General features: G+C 53.1%; 20 protein-coding genes and 7 tRNA genes. 2 read left to right on the forward strand and 25 right to left on the reverse strand.

The features are described 5' to 3' along the window. Nucleotides 1-44 precede the first annotated feature (44 nt). Together L2W58_RS08445 and tpx are read right to left on the reverse strand one after the other, a co-directional pair. Nucleotides 45-203: a tautomerase family protein gene (locus tag L2W58_RS08445; RefSeq protein WP_236102911.1), complete on the reverse strand. Its 159-nt coding sequence runs from the start codon at nucleotides 201-203 to the stop codon at nucleotides 45-47. Between the two features lie 118 nt (nucleotides 204-321). Next, nucleotides 322-840 carry a thiol peroxidase gene (gene tpx, locus L2W58_RS08450; RefSeq protein ID WP_236102912.1) on the reverse strand — a complete coding sequence of 173 codons (519 nt, stop codon included), beginning with the start codon at nucleotides 838-840 and terminating at the stop codon, nucleotides 322-324. A 103-nt stretch (nucleotides 841-943) separates the two neighbouring features. Here tpx and rarD point away from each other — a divergent pair, with 103 nt between their 5' ends. Next, a complete protein-coding gene (rarD, locus tag L2W58_RS08455) occupies nucleotides 944-1,840 on the forward strand; it encodes an EamA family transporter RarD (protein ID WP_236102913.1) in 897 nt (298 codons plus the stop codon). Here the strand turns inward: rarD and L2W58_RS08460 are convergent. The 3 genes from L2W58_RS08460 to L2W58_RS08470 are packed head-to-tail and all read right to left on the reverse strand — an operon-like array spanning nucleotide 1,837 to nucleotide 3,780. Further along, a complete protein-coding gene (locus L2W58_RS08460; RefSeq protein WP_236102914.1) occupies nucleotides 1,837-2,562 on the reverse strand; it encodes an acyl-[acyl-carrier-protein] thioesterase in 726 nt (241 codons plus the stop codon). The two genes, rarD and L2W58_RS08460, sit on opposite strands and share 4 nt — an antisense overlap. 2 nt (nucleotides 2,563-2,564) lie before the next feature. Beyond that, nucleotides 2,565-2,903: a cupin domain-containing protein gene (locus tag L2W58_RS08465; protein WP_236102915.1), complete on the reverse strand. Its 339-nt coding sequence runs from the start codon at nucleotides 2,901-2,903 to the stop codon at nucleotides 2,565-2,567. A 34-nt stretch (nucleotides 2,904-2,937) separates the two neighbouring features. Beyond that, on the reverse strand, nucleotides 2,938-3,780 hold the full coding sequence (locus L2W58_RS08470; RefSeq protein ID WP_236102916.1) for a bifunctional methionine sulfoxide reductase B/A protein: 843 nt from the start codon (nucleotides 3,778-3,780) through the stop codon (nucleotides 2,938-2,940). 125 nt (nucleotides 3,781-3,905) lie between these two features. Between L2W58_RS08470 and phrB the strand changes: the two genes are divergently transcribed. Next, a complete protein-coding gene (gene phrB, locus L2W58_RS08475; protein WP_236102917.1) occupies nucleotides 3,906-5,252 on the forward strand; it encodes a deoxyribodipyrimidine photo-lyase in 1,347 nt (448 codons plus the stop codon). A 12-nt stretch (nucleotides 5,253-5,264) separates the two neighbouring features. On the opposite strand, the gene L2W58_RS08480 is transcribed toward phrB, so the two are convergent. From L2W58_RS08480 to L2W58_RS08575, 20 genes are all read right to left on the reverse strand, one after another. Beyond that, nucleotides 5,265-7,328 (reverse strand): GAF domain-containing protein, encoded by a 2,064-nt coding sequence (locus tag L2W58_RS08480; RefSeq protein ID WP_236102918.1) that lies wholly within the window; start codon nucleotides 7,326-7,328, stop codon nucleotides 5,265-5,267. A gap of 4 nt (nucleotides 7,329-7,332) precedes the next feature. Next, nucleotides 7,333-8,904 carry a DUF342 domain-containing protein gene (locus L2W58_RS08485; RefSeq protein ID WP_236102919.1) on the reverse strand — a complete coding sequence of 524 codons (1,572 nt, stop codon included), beginning with the start codon at nucleotides 8,902-8,904 and terminating at the stop codon, nucleotides 7,333-7,335. Between the two features lie 180 nt (nucleotides 8,905-9,084). Beyond that, complete coding sequence (locus L2W58_RS08490; RefSeq protein ID WP_236102920.1) at nucleotides 9,085-9,789, reverse strand: aspartate/glutamate racemase family protein; 705 nt, start codon at nucleotides 9,787-9,789, stop codon at nucleotides 9,085-9,087. A 110-nt stretch (nucleotides 9,790-9,899) separates the two neighbouring features. After that, nucleotides 9,900-9,975 (reverse strand) — tRNA-Asn (locus tag L2W58_RS08495). A gap of 6 nt (nucleotides 9,976-9,981) precedes the next feature. Continuing rightward, nucleotides 9,982-10,055: transfer RNA gene (locus L2W58_RS08500), tRNA-Cys, on the reverse strand. A 4-nt stretch (nucleotides 10,056-10,059) separates the two neighbouring features. Next, nucleotides 10,060-10,134, reverse strand: a tRNA-Gly gene (locus L2W58_RS08505). A gap of 11 nt (nucleotides 10,135-10,145) precedes the next feature. After that, nucleotides 10,146-10,221: transfer RNA gene (locus L2W58_RS08510), tRNA-Phe, on the reverse strand. Between the two features lie 7 nt (nucleotides 10,222-10,228). Further along, nucleotides 10,229-10,305 (reverse strand) — tRNA-Asp (locus tag L2W58_RS08515). Between the two features lie 19 nt (nucleotides 10,306-10,324). Then, nucleotides 10,325-10,399: transfer RNA gene (locus L2W58_RS08520), tRNA-Val, on the reverse strand. A gap of 54 nt (nucleotides 10,400-10,453) precedes the next feature. Then, nucleotides 10,454-11,296: an amidohydrolase family protein gene (locus tag L2W58_RS08525; protein WP_236102921.1), complete on the reverse strand. Its 843-nt coding sequence runs from the start codon at nucleotides 11,294-11,296 to the stop codon at nucleotides 10,454-10,456. 132 nt (nucleotides 11,297-11,428) lie between these two features. Next, nucleotides 11,429-11,803 (reverse strand): rhodanese-like domain-containing protein, encoded by a 375-nt coding sequence (locus tag L2W58_RS08530; protein ID WP_236102922.1) that lies wholly within the window; start codon nucleotides 11,801-11,803, stop codon nucleotides 11,429-11,431. A 162-nt stretch (nucleotides 11,804-11,965) separates the two neighbouring features. Continuing rightward, nucleotides 11,966-12,343 (reverse strand): 50S ribosomal protein L7/L12, encoded by a 378-nt coding sequence (gene rplL, locus L2W58_RS08535; RefSeq protein WP_236102923.1) that lies wholly within the window; start codon nucleotides 12,341-12,343, stop codon nucleotides 11,966-11,968. A gap of 70 nt (nucleotides 12,344-12,413) precedes the next feature. Continuing rightward, on the reverse strand, nucleotides 12,414-12,947 hold the full coding sequence (gene rplJ / locus L2W58_RS08540; protein WP_236102924.1) for a 50S ribosomal protein L10: 534 nt from the start codon (nucleotides 12,945-12,947) through the stop codon (nucleotides 12,414-12,416). 194 nt (nucleotides 12,948-13,141) lie between these two features. Then, entirely contained in the window at nucleotides 13,142-13,849 is a 708-nt protein-coding gene (gene rplA / locus L2W58_RS08545; protein ID WP_236102925.1) for a 50S ribosomal protein L1, read from the reverse strand. Between the two features lie 67 nt (nucleotides 13,850-13,916). Beyond that, nucleotides 13,917-14,342 (reverse strand): 50S ribosomal protein L11, encoded by a 426-nt coding sequence (gene rplK / locus L2W58_RS08550; RefSeq protein ID WP_236102926.1) that lies wholly within the window; start codon nucleotides 14,340-14,342, stop codon nucleotides 13,917-13,919. Nucleotides 14,343-14,399: 57 nt separating this feature from the next. After that, nucleotides 14,400-14,954, reverse strand: a complete 555-nt coding sequence (nusG, locus tag L2W58_RS08555; RefSeq protein WP_236102927.1) for a transcription termination/antitermination protein NusG — start codon at nucleotides 14,952-14,954, stop codon at nucleotides 14,400-14,402. Nucleotides 14,955-15,043: 89 nt separating this feature from the next. Continuing rightward, entirely contained in the window at nucleotides 15,044-15,226 is a 183-nt protein-coding gene (gene secE, locus L2W58_RS08560) for a preprotein translocase subunit SecE (protein WP_236102928.1), read from the reverse strand. 36 nt (nucleotides 15,227-15,262) lie between these two features. Beyond that, nucleotides 15,263-15,339: transfer RNA gene (locus L2W58_RS08565), tRNA-Trp, on the reverse strand. Between the two features lie 21 nt (nucleotides 15,340-15,360). Further along, nucleotides 15,361-15,510, reverse strand: coding sequence for a 50S ribosomal protein L33 (gene rpmG / locus L2W58_RS08570; protein WP_005659223.1), 150 nt, complete (start codon nucleotides 15,508-15,510; stop codon nucleotides 15,361-15,363). 72 nt (nucleotides 15,511-15,582) lie between these two features. Continuing rightward, nucleotides 15,583-15,682: EF-Tu C-terminal domain-related protein (locus tag L2W58_RS08575; protein WP_236102930.1), on the reverse strand; the 100-nt coding region annotated here is incomplete at its 5' end.

The following is a 15,682-nucleotide window of genomic DNA, read 5'->3' on the forward strand; positions in this document are numbered from 1 at the left end:
TTCACAGGACAAAGCCTAAATAACGATGATGACCTGGAACCTCATCAGTGTCTGGGCTGTTCGGTACGGTAGTCATAGACGTACACCGTCAGGTCTTCCTTGGAGCGGCCTGTCTCGTCGCAGGCAACGTCTGTAAGCCTCTCGGTAAGCCTGGATCTCTCCTCCACCGATAGCCCCGGCGCGCTCATCCTTATAACAGTCATAGGGACACCTCCTCGATAGAATACGATATCACTTCATCTCGGTAAAGAATTATAACCCCTCATGGAGGAGATGTAAAGTCATGAAAAAAGCCTCCCGAGGGAGGCTTTTTAATTGGGTTTATCCTTGAACGACCGATTTAAGGGCCTCCATAAGAGGACCGTAATCGGGGGCATCGGTGGCCTCGGAAACTATCTGAAGATAGCGCAACACATCGTTATCGTCCACGATCGCTACCGCTCTGGCCAGAAGACGAAGCTCCTTTATGAGAAGCCCCCAGGATTCCCCGAAGGAAGCGTCTCTGTGGTCCGAAAGGACCTCTACCCTGTCCACGCCGTTGGCAGCACAGAACCGGCCGATGGCGAAGGGCAGATCCATGCTCACGTTCAGGACCACCACGTCTCCAGGAAGGGAGATAGCCTCGTCGTTGAACCACTTGGCCTGCATATCGCAAACCGGGGTATCTAGCGACGGAGTTACCGATAGAACCTTGATCTTTCCGGTATAATCGGAAAGACTCTTAGACGACAGACCTTTATCGAGAACGGTGAAATCCGGGGCCTTGTCTCCGATTTTGAGCTCCGGGCCCACCAGGGTTACTGGGTTCCCCTTCATGGTGACTACGTTGTTTCTCTCCATCTCGACGGCACCTCCATAAATGGTTGTAGTATTTACTTCACGCCTGTGATCATAACATAACCTACGAAAATAGTCAAGATTACCCCGGAAGGAGAAGTTTCAGATGAACAAAGCTAAAAGAGGCTTCGTAGCCGCAGCGGCCGCCATGTCCATATGGGGGCTGCTGCCGGTCTACTGGAAGCAGATGTCGGGAGTCCCAGCCTACGAGATACTTTCCCACAGGATCATATGGTCCCTGGTCGCAGCGGCTATGTTCCTCTCTATCAGAGGCAGCTGGGGCAAGGTCTCCCTTGCCTTGAGAGACCGCAAGGTTATCTCTCTGATGTCCCTGAGCGGAGCGGTCATAGGCTGCAACTGGCTGCTTTACATATGGGCGGTCAACAGCGGGCACGTCCTCCAGTGTAGCTTGGGATACTACATAAACCCTCTGATAAACGTCCTAACCGGATATGTGGTGTTCAAGGACAGGCTGAGACCGGTGCAGTGGGCCGCCATCGCCCTGGCCGGAGCGGGAGTGCTGTACCAGATAGTGCTGTACGGCAAAGTTCCGTGGATAGCCCTGGGGCTGGCCTGTTCCTTCTCTCTGTACGCTTTGATCAGGAAATTGGCCGACGTCGACCCTCTGCCAGGCCTGTTCCTGGAGACCGCCGTTCTGGCCTTTCCCGCCGTGGCCTTTCTGACCTGGACGACAATCGACGGAGGTGGAGCCTTTGCGACAGAGGGAGTAAAGATCAGCCTTTTTCTGGTCGGCACCGGACTTATAACCTCTATCCCGCTGCTATGGTTCGTCCAGGGGGCCCGGGACATAAGCCTGGTGACGGTGGGACTGTTGCAGTATATATCACCGACACTGCAGTTCATGTTGGGCTACTGGGTCTACGGGGAAAGCTTCAGCTCCGCCCAGATGGTGACTTTTACATCCATATGGGTGGCTCTGACCATATACACCGTGGACTCCATCAACGACGTCATCAGAAAAAAAAGAGGGACAAGGGACTAAAGCCATTCTATGGAGACCTTGGCCAGCTCTCCTCCATCTCGGTCCTCCAGGCTGTGGACCGTCAGATCATCTCCCATCCGGGAGGCCCTGGAGAACACCTCCATGTCGGAGGAGACCTCCTTTTTAAAGGCGAAAAGGATCTCCCTTGGCATCCGTGAGAAAGAGTAATCCCTCGGAAGGGGCTCTACGGCCCATCCGAGATATACCGAGTTATTGACATGACCGTTCAGATCCAGTTCGGAAAATCTGGGAGTGGTGCTCCAGCGCCACTCCCAGGCTCCATCGCAGGAGGGTACCGACGGAATCTCGTCGGGGAAAAGCCTCTCTTCCCTACAGGGGAAGCCGTCGAGGGCCTTGACTAGAGATAGAGCCTTCCTGGCCTGGAGATCCAACAAACACCACACGCTGGAACCTATGCCCACCCTCTCTCCGTCTACGGAAAACTCCACGTCTCTATAGGCGAATATTCTCTTGCCCGCCCTAGGCCAGGTTCTTATGGTAACGGTCTCTCCATAACGGGGATAACGGTCCATGGTAAGACGAAACTTCGTAAGAGCCCACCCCATCGACCTGGGGAACAGCTGAGGATATCCCATATCCAGAGATTCGGCGTGGTGTGAGGCCGCCTCCTGGAATACGTTCATAATGGTCGTGGCAGTGGCGAGACCGTCGGGCCCCACCTCGTATATCCTCAATCTGAAATCCTCAAGCCAGGGTTCCATCGTCACTCGAGGAAGTCCTCTCTCTGAGGAGTAAAGGCGTCCACCGCCACCGTTCCGTCCTCCAAAACCCGGGCTCCGTGAACGGCGTTCGCCGGGATGTAGACGCTGTCGCCAGGCCCGATCTCTCTACTGACCCCCTCGACGGAGAACAGCAACCGTCCCTTTACCATGTAGGTCACCTGCTCGTGATCGTGACTGTGATCGGGCAAAACTGCTCCTTTTTTGGGGAAAGCCGTCTCTGCCAACATCAGCTTTCCACCCCTCGCAAGGACCTTCTGGACCATGTCTCCGTTGTCCAGACGAGGCCTCACTCCGCGGTGATCCACGAATAAGTCCTTCATCTCCGCCATCCCTCCAGATTCCCAAGTTTAAAAACTAAAACCTAGCCACCCTGCTGTGACAGTAAGGCACGTTTCCCGTCCTGAGATAATAATGCTGATGAAGGGGCTCCGCAGGCCAGAACCTCGCCTCCGGCCGGACCTCCGTGACCGGTTCCAGTCCCTTATCCCTCAGCTCGTCCAGGAGTTCCTCGGCGGCCTTCCTCTGCTCCTCGTCGACGGCGAAAATCGCCGATCTGTACTGGTCTCCCAGATCGGGTCCCTGACCGCCTTTTTGGGTCGGATCGTGTATCTCCAGAAAATAACGAGTCAGGTCACGATAGGATATCTTCTTAGGATCGAAAAGCACCTCCACCGTCTCGAGATGGCCGGTCTCTCCCGAACAGACCTGTTCGTAACTCGGATAGTCGACCGTTCCTCCACAGTATCCGCAGGTACTGTGGACCACCCCGGGCAAATCCTTCATGAGGTGCTGAACTCCCCAGAAACAGCCTCCGGCGAACAACCCCCTTTTAAGGTCCTCCTTGGGAATAAAGGTCAAGGAAAGGGAGTTTACGCAATGTCTGACGTTCTTTACCGTCAATCTCTCGCCCTGAAAGACATGGCCTAGATGTCCGGAGCAGCCGGCACAGGTTATCTCGGTTCGATGTCCGTCCGGATCGGGACGACGGATCACAGCCCCGGATATCTCGTCGTCGAAAGAAGCCCATCCGCAAGAACAGGGAAATTTATGTTCCGAAAGGTACAGAGGCCTACCGCAACGACTACACAGATAAACACCTCTGTCGAAAAACTCGCAGTATCTACCGCTGAAGGGCGGCTCCGTACCGCGATGTACTATTACCCTTTGTTCCTCCGGCGTCAGTTCTCTATATCCCACCGCAAAGACCTCCTTTCCGATTCTTTTATCATGATATCACGATAGGAAAAAGATGGTAGACGGCATCAAAAGGAAGAGAGAATTTCGCCGTGTTACACTGGGATATAGGAGGGAGGCGACAGTCTATGACAGGATACAGAACGAGAGTGGACCCTAGAAGGATAAGACGACTTCGGGAAGGTAGCCCAGGAGAGGGACCGGTGATCTATTGGATGAGCAGGGACCAGAGGGTTCGAGACAACTGGGCTCTTCTATACGCCCAGGACGTGGCTCTGGCCGCGAATCGCCCACTGGAGGTCGTGTTTTGTCTGTCCCGAGATTTCATGGAAGCTCCTATAAGACACTACGACTTCATGTTACGAGGACTGACGGAAACCGCCGCAGAACTGTCCATACTGAACGTCTCCTTCAGAATCCCCCTAGGGGAGCCTGGGAAAACCCTGCCGCTATATGCAAAAAAGAGGGATACCGCCGTCCTGGTGACCGACTTTTCACCTCTTCGGCACCAAAAAGGCTGGATAGAATCGGTCTACGAGAGCTTATCCTGTCCCATCGACCAGGTGGACGGCCATAACGTCGTACCGGCCTGGGAGACATCGAACAAAAGAGAGTACGCCGCCAGGACGATAAGACCTAAGCTACACAGAAAATTCCAGGAGTTTCTCACTGCCTTTCCGGAGATGAAAAGACATCCCTATGGAGATCGAGAGACCGACAGGGTCCCCCCTACAGAAGAGCTTCGGCTGGACGGATCGGTCCTTCCAGTGAAGGAAGCGGTTCCGGGATCAGCGGCAGGAGAGCTGCGACTCAAATCCTTTATAGACCGAGGGCTTTCCAGCTACGACAGGGACAGAAACGATCCCAACCTCGACGGGACCTCGGGACTGTCTCCCTACATCCACTTCGGACAGATCTCGGCTCAGACCGTCGTCAGGGAGGCGTTCCTGGCCAACCTTCCCGGAAGCGACGCATTCGTCGAGGAGGCCATGGTCAGGAGGGAGCTGGCGGAGAATTTCTGTCTCTACGAACCACTGTACGACAGATACGAAGCCCTGCCTGAATGGGGCAAGAAGGCGCTGGACCACCATAGATCGGACGAAAGACCCTGGCTGTACGGACTTCCCGAACTGGAAGAGGCCGGTACCCACGACGAGCTGTGGAACGCGGCTCAGTTATCGCTGCTGAGAAAGGGAAGGATACACGGATACTTGAGGATGTACTGGGGAAAGATGTTGCTGTTGTGGTCTCCATCCCCAGAGGAGGCCTTCTCAAGGGCACTGTACCTGAACGACAGGTACGCCCTGGATGGCCGAGATCCAAACGGCTACACCGGAGTGGCCTGGTGTATAGGCGGACTACACGACAGGCCGTGGCCGAAAAGACCGGTGTTCGGTTCCGTCAGATCCATGGCTCTAACCGGCTGCGCCAGAAAATTCGACGTCAAGAGATATATCACATCTTTCGTGCCGTGATAATCTACGTACTCACGGCACGAAAGGAGCCCACCCGTCGGAAGGGGGGAAAAGCTGTCTGATCTCCCCCTCCCAGGGAAAGGGAAGAACCACTATGGCTCTAGTGCCTTCCTTCAGGACCCTAAAGCAACATCTTTCCTGCTCTTCCGACAGAGAGACCGTTGCAGATATCACCGAAGGCTCGAAACCATCCAGAATCAGCTCCTCGACAGAGCTCCTGACGGCAAGTTCCACCATTCTGCCAACGTCCATGACCTTGCCACGATGACAACATTTCATCGCCTCCAACCGAGGAGCCACAAAAGCTCCCACCAAAGACATCAACTCGAGACGGTCATCCCCCACTGACCTCGGGTCCTCCACCGTCAGCTTCAGGGCTCCGTGCAACGTTCCGCCGGACCGAAGAGGAACCCATACGGCCACATCGGAAAAGATAACCGATTCGTCCGGACAAATCTTTTCCGATATCTCGGCCAAGCCCTCGACGCCGCATATCATATCGGCTTTTTCGACATCCAGAGCCAGAGGAAGGGTGGAACTAAGCGAATTCTTCAGTACGTCTACAGAACGGATCTGTTGTATCTCTCCGGCCAGATCTCTCAGAAAATCTCTGGCCCGAATCTGCCTGTCCAACAAGTCCCTCTGCATGGAAACCTCTCCGAATAGGCGACATCTACGGATCGCCACGGCACAGCTGGCAGCCAACGTCTCAAGCCCATCCATATCTCCGTATCTGCTTCCGGTGACGGAGGAGGAAACGGCTATAAAGCCCACGAAAGTACTACCGTACCTCAGGGGGAAGACCAAGTCCATCGATCTCTCATCACTACATAGTTCGTCGTCGAAGGAAAGGCCGTGATCCCGAAGGATCTCGACCGCCTCGTCCACAGACAAAACACCGGGAAGGGGCTCCAGTTCCAGAGGCTCTTCACGAGAAACCAGAAGGTGTCTAGCGACCTTAACCACACCATCCGCCCTGTCACCCCATTTTACGTACCCAGGAACGGATTTATCGTACACGACCACAAAACAGCGAGAACTCTGGGTCATCTCTCCGAATATATCCAGAACTCTGGAGAGAAGTTCATCCTCCGTGTCGTTTTCCATAAGGGAGATTATGGCCCGGTGGAGCCCTCTCAGTGCGAACTCCCTCCTGGATAGCTCCTTCACACGAGAAGTGCCTTCCTCTCTAAGGCGGTTCATGGCCATGGCCTTAACGGTAACTCCTCCGATTAGTTCAAGAACATCGGAGACCTCGCCGGAACGGAGGCTGCCCCATTTTACGAGATAGAAAAAGCGATCCGAACCGGAGATAATAGGAAGCACCACGGAATACAGCTCACCAAGGCGATCGAAGTTATCCGACCCAACGGCAAAGCGATGGGACTCTTCAATCGGAACAGGTACTGGAGATAGATATTCTTTAGAGAAGATGCCTCCTCTGTCCAGTAACGGACTCTCGTCTCCAGCCAGATGGCAAAGGGATTTTCCATCGTCCTGCAACAGGGAAATCCTCTCGGGACAGATACTCTCCTTCATCACGTCCACCAGAAAAGTGGCTAGAAACTCCGGAGGAAAAGGCTCGAAAATGGATGGGAGGGCACTCTTGACAGCGTAAAGAAGATAGGACAGGGAGGCCATGTTCTTCTCTATGCCGTCGATAGAACGATGTCTATCCCATATCCGCACTAAACCGTCAGCTCCCTTGAGGAGACGGAGAGTCTCTTCATCCGGAACTTCCGGCAACATAACGGCAACGACCCAAGGAGAACCTCCGAGAAGCACCATACGGCTCCAATCCTCCTCCAAGGCCAAGTCCATGATCCCATCGATCTCCAGGATCGTTACCCCTTGATCGGATTTTTTGGCTAAAAGCCTTCGGACATGATCCATACCGCCATACAGGATAGCTCCGCTGGAGGCTATGCCAACCCCGTCCACCAGAGAGAGATCGTCGCCGTCGGGCTGAAGAATCGCCAAACGTCCGACTCTCTCTCCAAGAAATTTCACCAAAAGCTCCAGCACTCCCCCCCCGAGGAGAAAAGCTGCCTGCTCGTAAAGGGAACAGAGGGTCATCGGTTCAACTCCTAGAGACAACCCGTACCTCCTGAGAGTCGGGGTCGTAATACATGGTCATCCACCTAGCACCGTCCTCCACTCTGCAGGGGACGTTCTTCAGTCTCACCGGGATATCCCCATTAGCATTTCCTATAAGGCTGAAGGTAGCATCGCCCTTTAAGTTCATGAGGGTCTCTTTGAAAGCGTGAAGCTTGTTGGCTCGAAGAGCCTGCGTTTCCTCCAAGTCCATAAATTCAGAGAGGTGAGCCTTGGCTTTTCTATAAAGTCCCTTTTGAGACAAGGTCCTTATCATGCTTGAAAGGGCTATCATCTCGTCGTTGGCCTCCGCACTCTCGTCCTGGAGCTTTCTATATTGATCGAACAGGGTAACTCTGGACATACCGCTTATGGATATGGCGGTATCGTCTTTTTTAAAGACCTTCACGGACCTGACGTTCACGTAGGCCGAGGCCTCTATCCTGGAGGCCATTACAACTCCGTTTCGACCCTCCACGAAAACTCCGCTCTTGGCAAAGATCTTGGAGCGGAGAATATATTCGTTTACCTTCAGCTGAGAACAGTGGACCTCTGCCTCCTGAACGAACTTAGCCCACACATTTCCCTCTGCCTTCACCGCTCCATAGCCCTTACCGGCTATGCCGTAAAGGACGGAGACCGAGCCGCCGCTTTTTACCGAAGCTCTTTCCACACAACCCTGTATCTCCACGTCTCCCCCTGCTCTGAGATTGTAACCGTCCTGAACGTCTCCCTTGACCAATACGGGACCGTCGTAATCGACGTTCCCCGTCTCCGGCCCCAGGTTGCCGGATATGACGAGTAAGGGCTCTATCGACATCTTGTCGCCCTTCCATATCACCTGACCGTCCACCGACGCTACCAGGGAGTTGCCGTCCATCTCGATGCCTTTCCCGAAAGAAATTCGAACACCTTTGACCTTTTTGCCCAAGATGGGCTCACCTGTGACGGTCATTCCGTCCTCCGAGGGGATCGGATCGTGACGAATCGCCAACACCTCTCCTTTATGAGCCTGAACGACCAGATCAAGAGAGTAGAAGTCCACCTGACCGGAATCATCCGTTCGAGGCGCTCCGGAAGGCCTTTCCTTCATGTACTCTACCCAGCCGTCTTTTCCATGAGTCGGAGGGGTCCCAAGAGCGATCAAAGCATCCGAGACGGAGTTTCCCTCGGAGCTCAGGGAAACCAGTCTCTTCATCTCCTCAAGATCGACCCCGTGGACGACTCCTTTGGAGGCCAACAGGGACTCCAAGGTTTCCAGATCGTCGAAGCCGGGCGGCAAGGATATCAGGCAACGGGCTCCTCCGTCCATTATCCTTATAGTAGGCCCAGACATATCGTCCAAATTCTTAATGCGACCGATCTCTCCCGAGCCTCCGGACATAGCAATCTCTCGGATACGATCTAGATCCACATCCTTGGGATCTACGTATTTATTGAGGGTTCCCAAGAGATCCAGCACCGCCACGGGGGGCCTGTAGACCTCCATGGAAAGAATTGCTCCACACCTGGACAGCGAGAAGACTTCCGTTCTTTCCAAAACGAGATTCTCTTCCATGACAGTCCCTCCAGTATTTTAAAGCTTCTCCTTGTTATAACGAGACGCCCCTTACAGCATCGTTATAATAGTTCGAAAAGGGTCTACTCTATACTATCATAATTATGCCTCCCTTTAAGGAGGAAGGGCATGAAATAAGGGCTTGAAGGCCTCATTTTTTTGAGTCTCAAGCCCTAAAACTTAGAGATAAAGGCTATCTATACATTTTTTAGCCAGAGCTATCAGACTGGATATCATTCCATCTTCTGAGAGTCCAGAAGCACCATAGGCCAAAGGAAGTTCCGTGCAGGCCGCTATCATCGGGAGATCGTTTACGGAACGAAGCTCTTCCACTAACGATGAAATTATCTCGCCGGAAAGAGACAGATCTCCGGCTTTAACCAAATGAATAGCCTTCATTATGTCGGCCAACACCCCTTCAGGAGGCAGCATCAACCTGTAGCCTATTTTATGCGCCTCTTTTTGATATAGACCGCTTTTGAGAGTTCCTCCGGTCGAGAGAAGCCAAGCCCCGGATGGACTGTTTACTGCGGCAAGCTCCAAGGTCGCCTCCACTATATGAATAAGGGGAACCGATAGATCCTCTCGAAATCCGTCTATGAAGAAATGAGCGGTGTTGCACGGTACGGCCAACAGGTCGGCTCCCCAACCGATCAGGGTCTCTAACCCGTCTCTAAGATCTGCCTCGGGGCTTCTCCCTTTACCGATGATGGCGGAACTACGGTCGGGAATCTGAGGATTGGAGTATAAGAATACCTTAGGGTGCTTCTGATCGCATTCAGCGGGAGCAAGATCAGCCAACAACCTCATGAACTCGGCGGAAGCGGCCGGTCCCATGCCCCCCAAAACTCCTAAGACCATCTCGGGAGCTTTAGCTTTTTCCATCTCGGGAAACCTCCAGATAAATCAGAATGTCCAAAAACCGAGATCTATTATACGCCTACGATGAACAAAAAAAATGACCCCTGACGAATCAAGGGTCATTCTATGATTTCTGGCTCCCCGGGCAGGACTCGAACCTGCGACCTAGTGGTTAACAGCCACCCGCTCTGCCAGCTGAGCTACCGAGGAATAAAGTGGAGGCGGCACCCGGATTCGAACCGGGGATAAAGGATTTGCAGTCCTCTGCCTTACCACTTGGCTATGCCGCCTTCATGGAGCGGAAGACGGGATTTGAACCCGCGACCCCAACCTTGGCAAGGTTGTGCTCTACCCCTGAGCTACTTCCGCACAAATACAGATGGTGGCGAGACCCAGAATTGAACTGGGGACACGCGGATTTTCAGTCCGCTGCTCTACCAACTGAGCTATCTCGCCACTAAAATGGCGGGGCCGACGAGACTTGAACTCGCGACCTCCGGCGTGACAGGCCGGCACTCTAACCAACTGAGCTACGACCCCGCATGGTCGTGGAAAAAAATGGTGGGCGGTACAGGGTTCGAACCTGTGACCCTCTGCGTGTAAGGCAGATGCTCTTCCGCTGAGCTAACCGCCCAACGGCCTCAGCGAACCAACGCAAGAGGTAGTATATATTGGGAAGCCGATATTGTCAACAGACTCGATCTAAAAAGGACAGCGCGTTTCCCGACCGCACCATCTCCAGCTTTTCCTCGGATAATCCGGTCTTTGAGAGCAGTGCATCATATCTGGGATAGGACAATATGGGCCAGTCTGAACCATAGATTATTTTGTGTCCCACCCCAGCAGCGAAAGCGGCTGGAAGGACTTTTTCATCGTACAGCCAAGGCCAGGCGGCGGTATCGTATCTGGCGTTTTTCAGAGCCTCCTTCGTCTCCGGCATGGACTCATAGAGCCACAGCCCTCCGCCCCAATGGGCGAATATTACCTTGGCCTCCGGATGGTTGAGACAAAACTGCGCGGCTTCTTTAGGTCCGACGTTTCCCTTGCCGTCGTAATCGTGACCGACGGGCTCTGCGGTATGTATCGATATAACCATATTCCTCTCGTGGCAGGCTCCCACGAATCTCCAGGTCTGTCTTATATCGTCCAGATCCAACATCTGTCCCTGTGGAAAAAGCTCACCTACTCCGACCAGTCCGGCATCGTGACATCTCTCTATCTCGCTCTCCACCTCCGGATTCAGAGGAGGTATTACAGCAAACCCCTTCAGGCGATCAGGCCATCGTTTGACGGCTTCGACGATGTAATCGTTGCACAACCGGCATAATCCCATATCCCTGAAGGCGAAGCCGAATATCCAGCTTTGATCCACACCGGTCTCGTCCATCCTGACGATCAGATCGTCCACGGATCCCCACTTATGCACTTTGTTATGAGTCAGAAGATCGAAGTGAGGTTCCTTCTCGGATATCCTATCCTGATCACTTAAAAGGACTTCGGGATAAACGTGAACGTGAGCATCCACTACCATCGGCTCATCTCCTCTCTTAAAGAAACGATACCATTATAGTCTCGTTTCTCGAAGGGAAACACAAAGAAAAGCCCCGGAAAAAACATCGGGGCTTTTCTTTAAAACCCTCTACCAGAGGATTTTAGGCTACATTCAGGAAGAGCAGGAAGCGGCAAGGGGCAGATGAGTCTTATCGCAGCTCATGCCGCCCTTTAGAGAACAACAGTCGAATCCCAGGATCTTCAAGAGAGCGACCGTCTGACCGGCAGTCTGTCCAGTGTAACATACCACGATTATCTTCTCGTCCTTAGGCAGATCATCCAGAAAGTCTCCGACCTCCCCCCAGGGGATGTTAATCGCTCCGTCTATATGATCCTCGGCGTAATCCTCGGGCTTTCTGATATCCAAGATATAGAGAGGACACTTCTTCTCTATCTGTTCCTGAAGCTGATCGCAACTTATGATATTGTTACATCCCTTCTTCAGGTCGGCCCAGAAAGCGTCAACCGCTGCTCTTATTTCCTGCATAAAAAAAGCCTCCTTCGATTTCGTTCAAAAGATAACGAATCTCTCTATCAAGAGGTATATCATGAAAACAAAGTACGGTCAATCACTACCAGGATATAGTAACTATAAAAAAAGGACATCGTCAAAAGACGACATCCTTTAAAATTATCGATATGGTCTTGTTTAGGCCAGCTCGACGGTAGCTCCGACTTCCTCAAGCTGCTTCTTGACGCTCTCGGCCTCGTCCTTGGCAACGCCCTCTTTGACGGCCTTTCCGGGGTTGTCGACAAGCTCCTTGGCCTCTTTAAGGCCAAGTCCGGTGATCTCGCGAACGACCTTGATGACCTTGATCTTCTGGGAACCGGCGTCCTTAAGGACGACGTTGAACTCGGTTTTTTCCTCTTCGGCACCGGCACCGGCGGCACCGGCGGCGGGAGCAGCCATCATCATGGCGGGAGCGGCGGCGGAGACGCCGAACTTCTCCTCAAGTTCCTTTACGAGCTCGGAGAGCTCAAGAACGGACATTTCTTCAATAGCCTTTATGATATCCTCACGGGTCATTTGTTTTTCCTCCTCAAAATTCTAACGGGGAACTTCCCCTTATTTTAACTAAGCCGCTAAGCGACTGAACTTAAGCTGCGTCGGATCCCTTCTTCTCCGCAAGTTGGGAGAGACAGGTAACCAATCCACGAGACGGGCCGGAAAGCACCGTGACCAGTCCTCTGATAGGACCTGCCAGAGTTCCGACAAGTTGGGCGAGCATCTGATCCCTGGAAGGAAGGTCGGCCAGAGCCATAACCTGATCCAGACTCAGAACGTTGCTCCCCATGAGACCTCCCTTGATGACCATGGCCTTGTTTTCTTTCTTGGAGGCAAACTCCTTGATGGCCTTGGCAATTGCCGGGCTGTTTTCATGGGCGATTACATAGGCGTTGGGACCGACGGTGATATCCTCCGGAACTGCCATACCGACCTCTCCGAGGGCTATCCTCACCAAGGTATTCTTGGCGACCTTAACCTCTCCGCCAGCTTCTCTGACGAGACGTCTGACCTCAGTCGCCTGAGCGACGGTAAGGCCACGATATTCGCAGACGAATACGGCTTCGGCACCTTTGAGCTTATCCTTAAGTTCTGATACCATTTCAAACTTTATAGATGCGGGCATATTTTCACCTCCTCAAAAAAACATAGGCTTCCGATCCGTCAAGGATCGGAAGCCTGGATTCCATGATCTGAAAAGACATGAAAAACGTCCGAACCTCGGCGGGTGGTACGCGACCATTATCCTCTGACGAGGACCCACTGTCTTAAGTTCCATCGATTAGCGATTATACTCCCACATAGGTGAGATGTCTAATTTTAGTCGGAGATCTCCTTATGTGCAACGGCGGGGTCGACCTTTATACCGAGCCCCATGGTGGAGCTGAGGGAAAAACTCTTGACATAGGTTCCCTTAACCGCAGCCGGTCTGGCCTTTAGTATAGCGCTGTAAAAGGCCTTGAGGTTGGCGAAAAGATCTTCCTTGGAAAAACTGGCCTTGCCTACGGCGTTATGGACGATTCCGAACTTGTCCACTCTGAACTCGACCTTACCGGCCTTAATCTCTTTAACGGCGTTTACGATATCTGTGGTCACGGTTCCGGCCTTGGCACTGGGCATGAGCCCTCTGGGTCCGAGGATCTTACCGAGACGGCCGATGAATTTCATCGCGTCCGGCGTAGCGACGACGGACTCGAAATCCAGCCAGCCACCCTGAATCTTCTGGACCATGTCCTCTCCGCCGACGAAGTCCGCGCCGGCCTCCTTGGCTTCTTCCCCCATCTCCCCGGTGGTGATAACCAGTACCCGCTTGGTCTTGCCGGTACCGTGAGGAAGAGCCACGGTGCTACGCACCTGCTGATCGGCATGGCGGGGATCGACGCCGAGACGAAGATGGACCTCGATGCTCTCGTCGAACTTAGCTTTAGCGTTTTCCTTTACAAGCGCGATCGCTTCCTCCAGGCTGTAAGCCCTCTGGAGATCGACCTTCTTTGCCATTTCAGCGTATCTTTTTCCTTGCTTAGACATCGACATATCCTCCTTGTTTGTGGTCATAACGGGACAGGATTTAGATCCCTGCCACAGGGAAAACCGGTTAGTCTACTACCTGAATCCCCATAGATCTAGCGGTGCCTGCGATCATACACATAGCGGCATCCACGTCGTTCGCGTTGAGATCCTGCTTCTTTATCTCAGCGATCTCCTGAAGCTGAGCCCTGGTGATGGTTCCAACTTTGTTCTTGTTGGGCTCGCCGGACCCCTTCTCCACTCCCACAAGCTTTTTGATCAGAACGCTTGCAGGCGGCGTCTTAAGCTCAAAGGAGAAACTGCGATCGGCGTAGACCGTTATGATAGCGGGGATAATCATCCCAGGCTGATCGCTGGTCTTCGCGTTGAACTGCTTGCAGAACTCCATTATGTTGACGCCATGCTGACCAAGGGCAGGACCTACGGGCGGCGCCGGGGTCGCCTTGCCCGCAGGCAACTGCAACTTGATCTGTCCTATGACTTTCTTAGCCATACGATAAAACTCCTCTCGTTGATGGTTGAAGCTGATGTCTCTATCAGCCGATACAAGCTAAAGCTTGTCGATCTCGACGTAGTCGATTTCGACAAGTGTGTCTCTTCCAAATACAGAGACGCTGAACTTGACCTTCCCCTTTTCCGGCAGGACCTCAATTATAGGACCTACCGCTCCCTCGAAGGGACCCGACTTGACCTTGATGACGTCGCCTTTTTTAAGGTCGATCTCGAAGGCGGGACGATCGTTCTTCTTGGAACCGGAGAGACCGATCTTGCTCATGATATCGCCCACCTCTCTATCGGAGAGGGGGATCGGGTGGTTACCCGAACCTACGAATCCGGTAACTCCAGGGGTATGCCTCACGACATACCACGGCTGGTCCTCCATGACCATCTCTACGAGAACGTAGCTAGGGAAAAGTTTTTTAGTCACCTTTTTGGACTTACCGTCCTTGACGACCACTTTCTCCTCTACGGGGACCAGGACATCGAAGATTTTATCCTCCATGCCCATTGTGGCGATCCTCTGCTCGAGGTTGGCCTTGACTTTGTTTTCGTATCCCGCATAGGTCTGAACAATATACCATTTTTTTTGATTAGTGGTCGCCATGATAAAAAAAGGGACCCGACATTTTCGGCCCCCTTAAACCTCCCTGTTCTTAGATACTGGAGACTTCCACTGGATCACCATATGGAAGGCTATCCAATAACCCTCGAAAAAACACCGGTCAATGCCATATCGACGATCCCGAGGTAGACAGCTACGAGTAGGGTCACAAATATGACGACCAGGGTGGAATACCAAACCTGTTGCTTACCGGGCCAAGTTACCTTTTTGAGCTCTGCTCTGGCCTCTCGAATAAAACCGAAGACTTTCTGCATGACCCTGGCCTCCAATCGTCATTGATAGTAAAAAAATGGCAGGCCCGGAAGGACTCGAACCTTCAACCCCCGGATTTGGAGTCCGGTGCTCTGCCAATTCGAGCTACGGACCTGCGCCAAGAAAGTATTTTACACTACTTGGTCTCTTTATGCAAGGTGTGTTTTTTGCAGAACTTACAGTACTTGCTCAGCTCCAGCTTACCGCTCATGTTCTTCTTGTTCACGGAGCTGATGTAGTTCCGCCTTTTGCACTCGGTGCACTGAAGGCCGATCTGATCCGCCATATCTCTCACTCCCTTAAAGAAAGGTCGACCCCCGCCGTCGAGCCGGCAGGGGCGGACCGAACGTTTTGTTTTCTACTCGAGAATCTCGGTAACGACGCCGGCGCCTACGGTGTGGCCGCCCTCACGGATGGCGAAGCGAAGACCGGTGTCCATGGCGATCGGGTGGATAAGC

The sequence above is a fragment of the Dethiosulfovibrio faecalis genome (genome assembly GCF_021568795.1).
GTDB classification, from domain to species: Bacteria; Synergistota; Synergistia; order Synergistales; family Dethiosulfovibrionaceae; genus Dethiosulfovibrio; species Dethiosulfovibrio faecalis.

Coding starts and splice junctions, on each gene's coding strand:
- L2W58_RS08445 (WP_236102911.1), bottom strand. CDS start 203: ATGACTGTTATAAGGATGAGCGCGCCGGGGCTATCGGTGGAGGAGAGA.
- tpx (WP_236102912.1), bottom strand. CDS start 840: ATGGAGAGAAACAACGTAGTCACCATGAAGGGGAACCCAGTAACCCTG.
- rarD (WP_236102913.1), top strand. CDS start 944: ATGAACAAAGCTAAAAGAGGCTTCGTAGCCGCAGCGGCCGCCATGTCC.
- L2W58_RS08460 (WP_236102914.1), bottom strand. CDS start 2,562: ATGGAACCCTGGCTTGAGGATTTCAGATTGAGGATATACGAGGTGGGG.
- L2W58_RS08465 (WP_236102915.1), bottom strand. CDS start 2,903: ATGAAGGACTTATTCGTGGATCACCGCGGAGTGAGGCCTCGTCTGGAC.
- phrB (WP_236102917.1), top strand. CDS start 3,906: ATGACAGGATACAGAACGAGAGTGGACCCTAGAAGGATAAGACGACTT.
- L2W58_RS08480 (WP_236102918.1), bottom strand. CDS start 7,328: ATGACCCTCTGTTCCCTTTACGAGCAGGCAGCTTTTCTCCTCGGGGGG.
- L2W58_RS08485 (WP_236102919.1), bottom strand. CDS start 8,904: ATGGAAGAGAATCTCGTTTTGGAAAGAACGGAAGTCTTCTCGCTGTCC.
- L2W58_RS08490 (WP_236102920.1), bottom strand. CDS start 9,789: ATGGAAAAAGCTAAAGCTCCCGAGATGGTCTTAGGAGTTTTGGGGGGC.
- L2W58_RS08525 (WP_236102921.1), bottom strand. CDS start 11,296: ATGGTAGTGGATGCTCACGTTCACGTTTATCCCGAAGTCCTTTTAAGT.
- L2W58_RS08530 (WP_236102922.1), bottom strand. CDS start 11,803: ATGCAGGAAATAAGAGCAGCGGTTGACGCTTTCTGGGCCGACCTGAAG.
- rplL (WP_236102923.1), bottom strand. CDS start 12,343: ATGACCCGTGAGGATATCATAAAGGCTATTGAAGAAATGTCCGTTCTT.
- rplJ (WP_236102924.1), bottom strand. CDS start 12,947: ATGCCCGCATCTATAAAGTTTGAAATGGTATCAGAACTTAAGGATAAG.
- rplA (WP_236102925.1), bottom strand. CDS start 13,849: ATGTCTAAGCAAGGAAAAAGATACGCTGAAATGGCAAAGAAGGTCGAT.
- rplK (WP_236102926.1), bottom strand. CDS start 14,342: ATGGCTAAGAAAGTCATAGGACAGATCAAGTTGCAGTTGCCTGCGGGC.
- nusG (WP_236102927.1), bottom strand. CDS start 14,954: ATGGCGACCACTAATCAAAAAAAATGGTATATTGTTCAGACCTATGCG.
- secE (WP_236102928.1), bottom strand. CDS start 15,226: ATGCAGAAAGTCTTCGGTTTTATTCGAGAGGCCAGAGCAGAGCTCAAA.
- rpmG (WP_005659223.1), bottom strand. CDS start 15,510: ATGGCGGATCAGATCGGCCTTCAGTGCACCGAGTGCAAAAGGCGGAAC.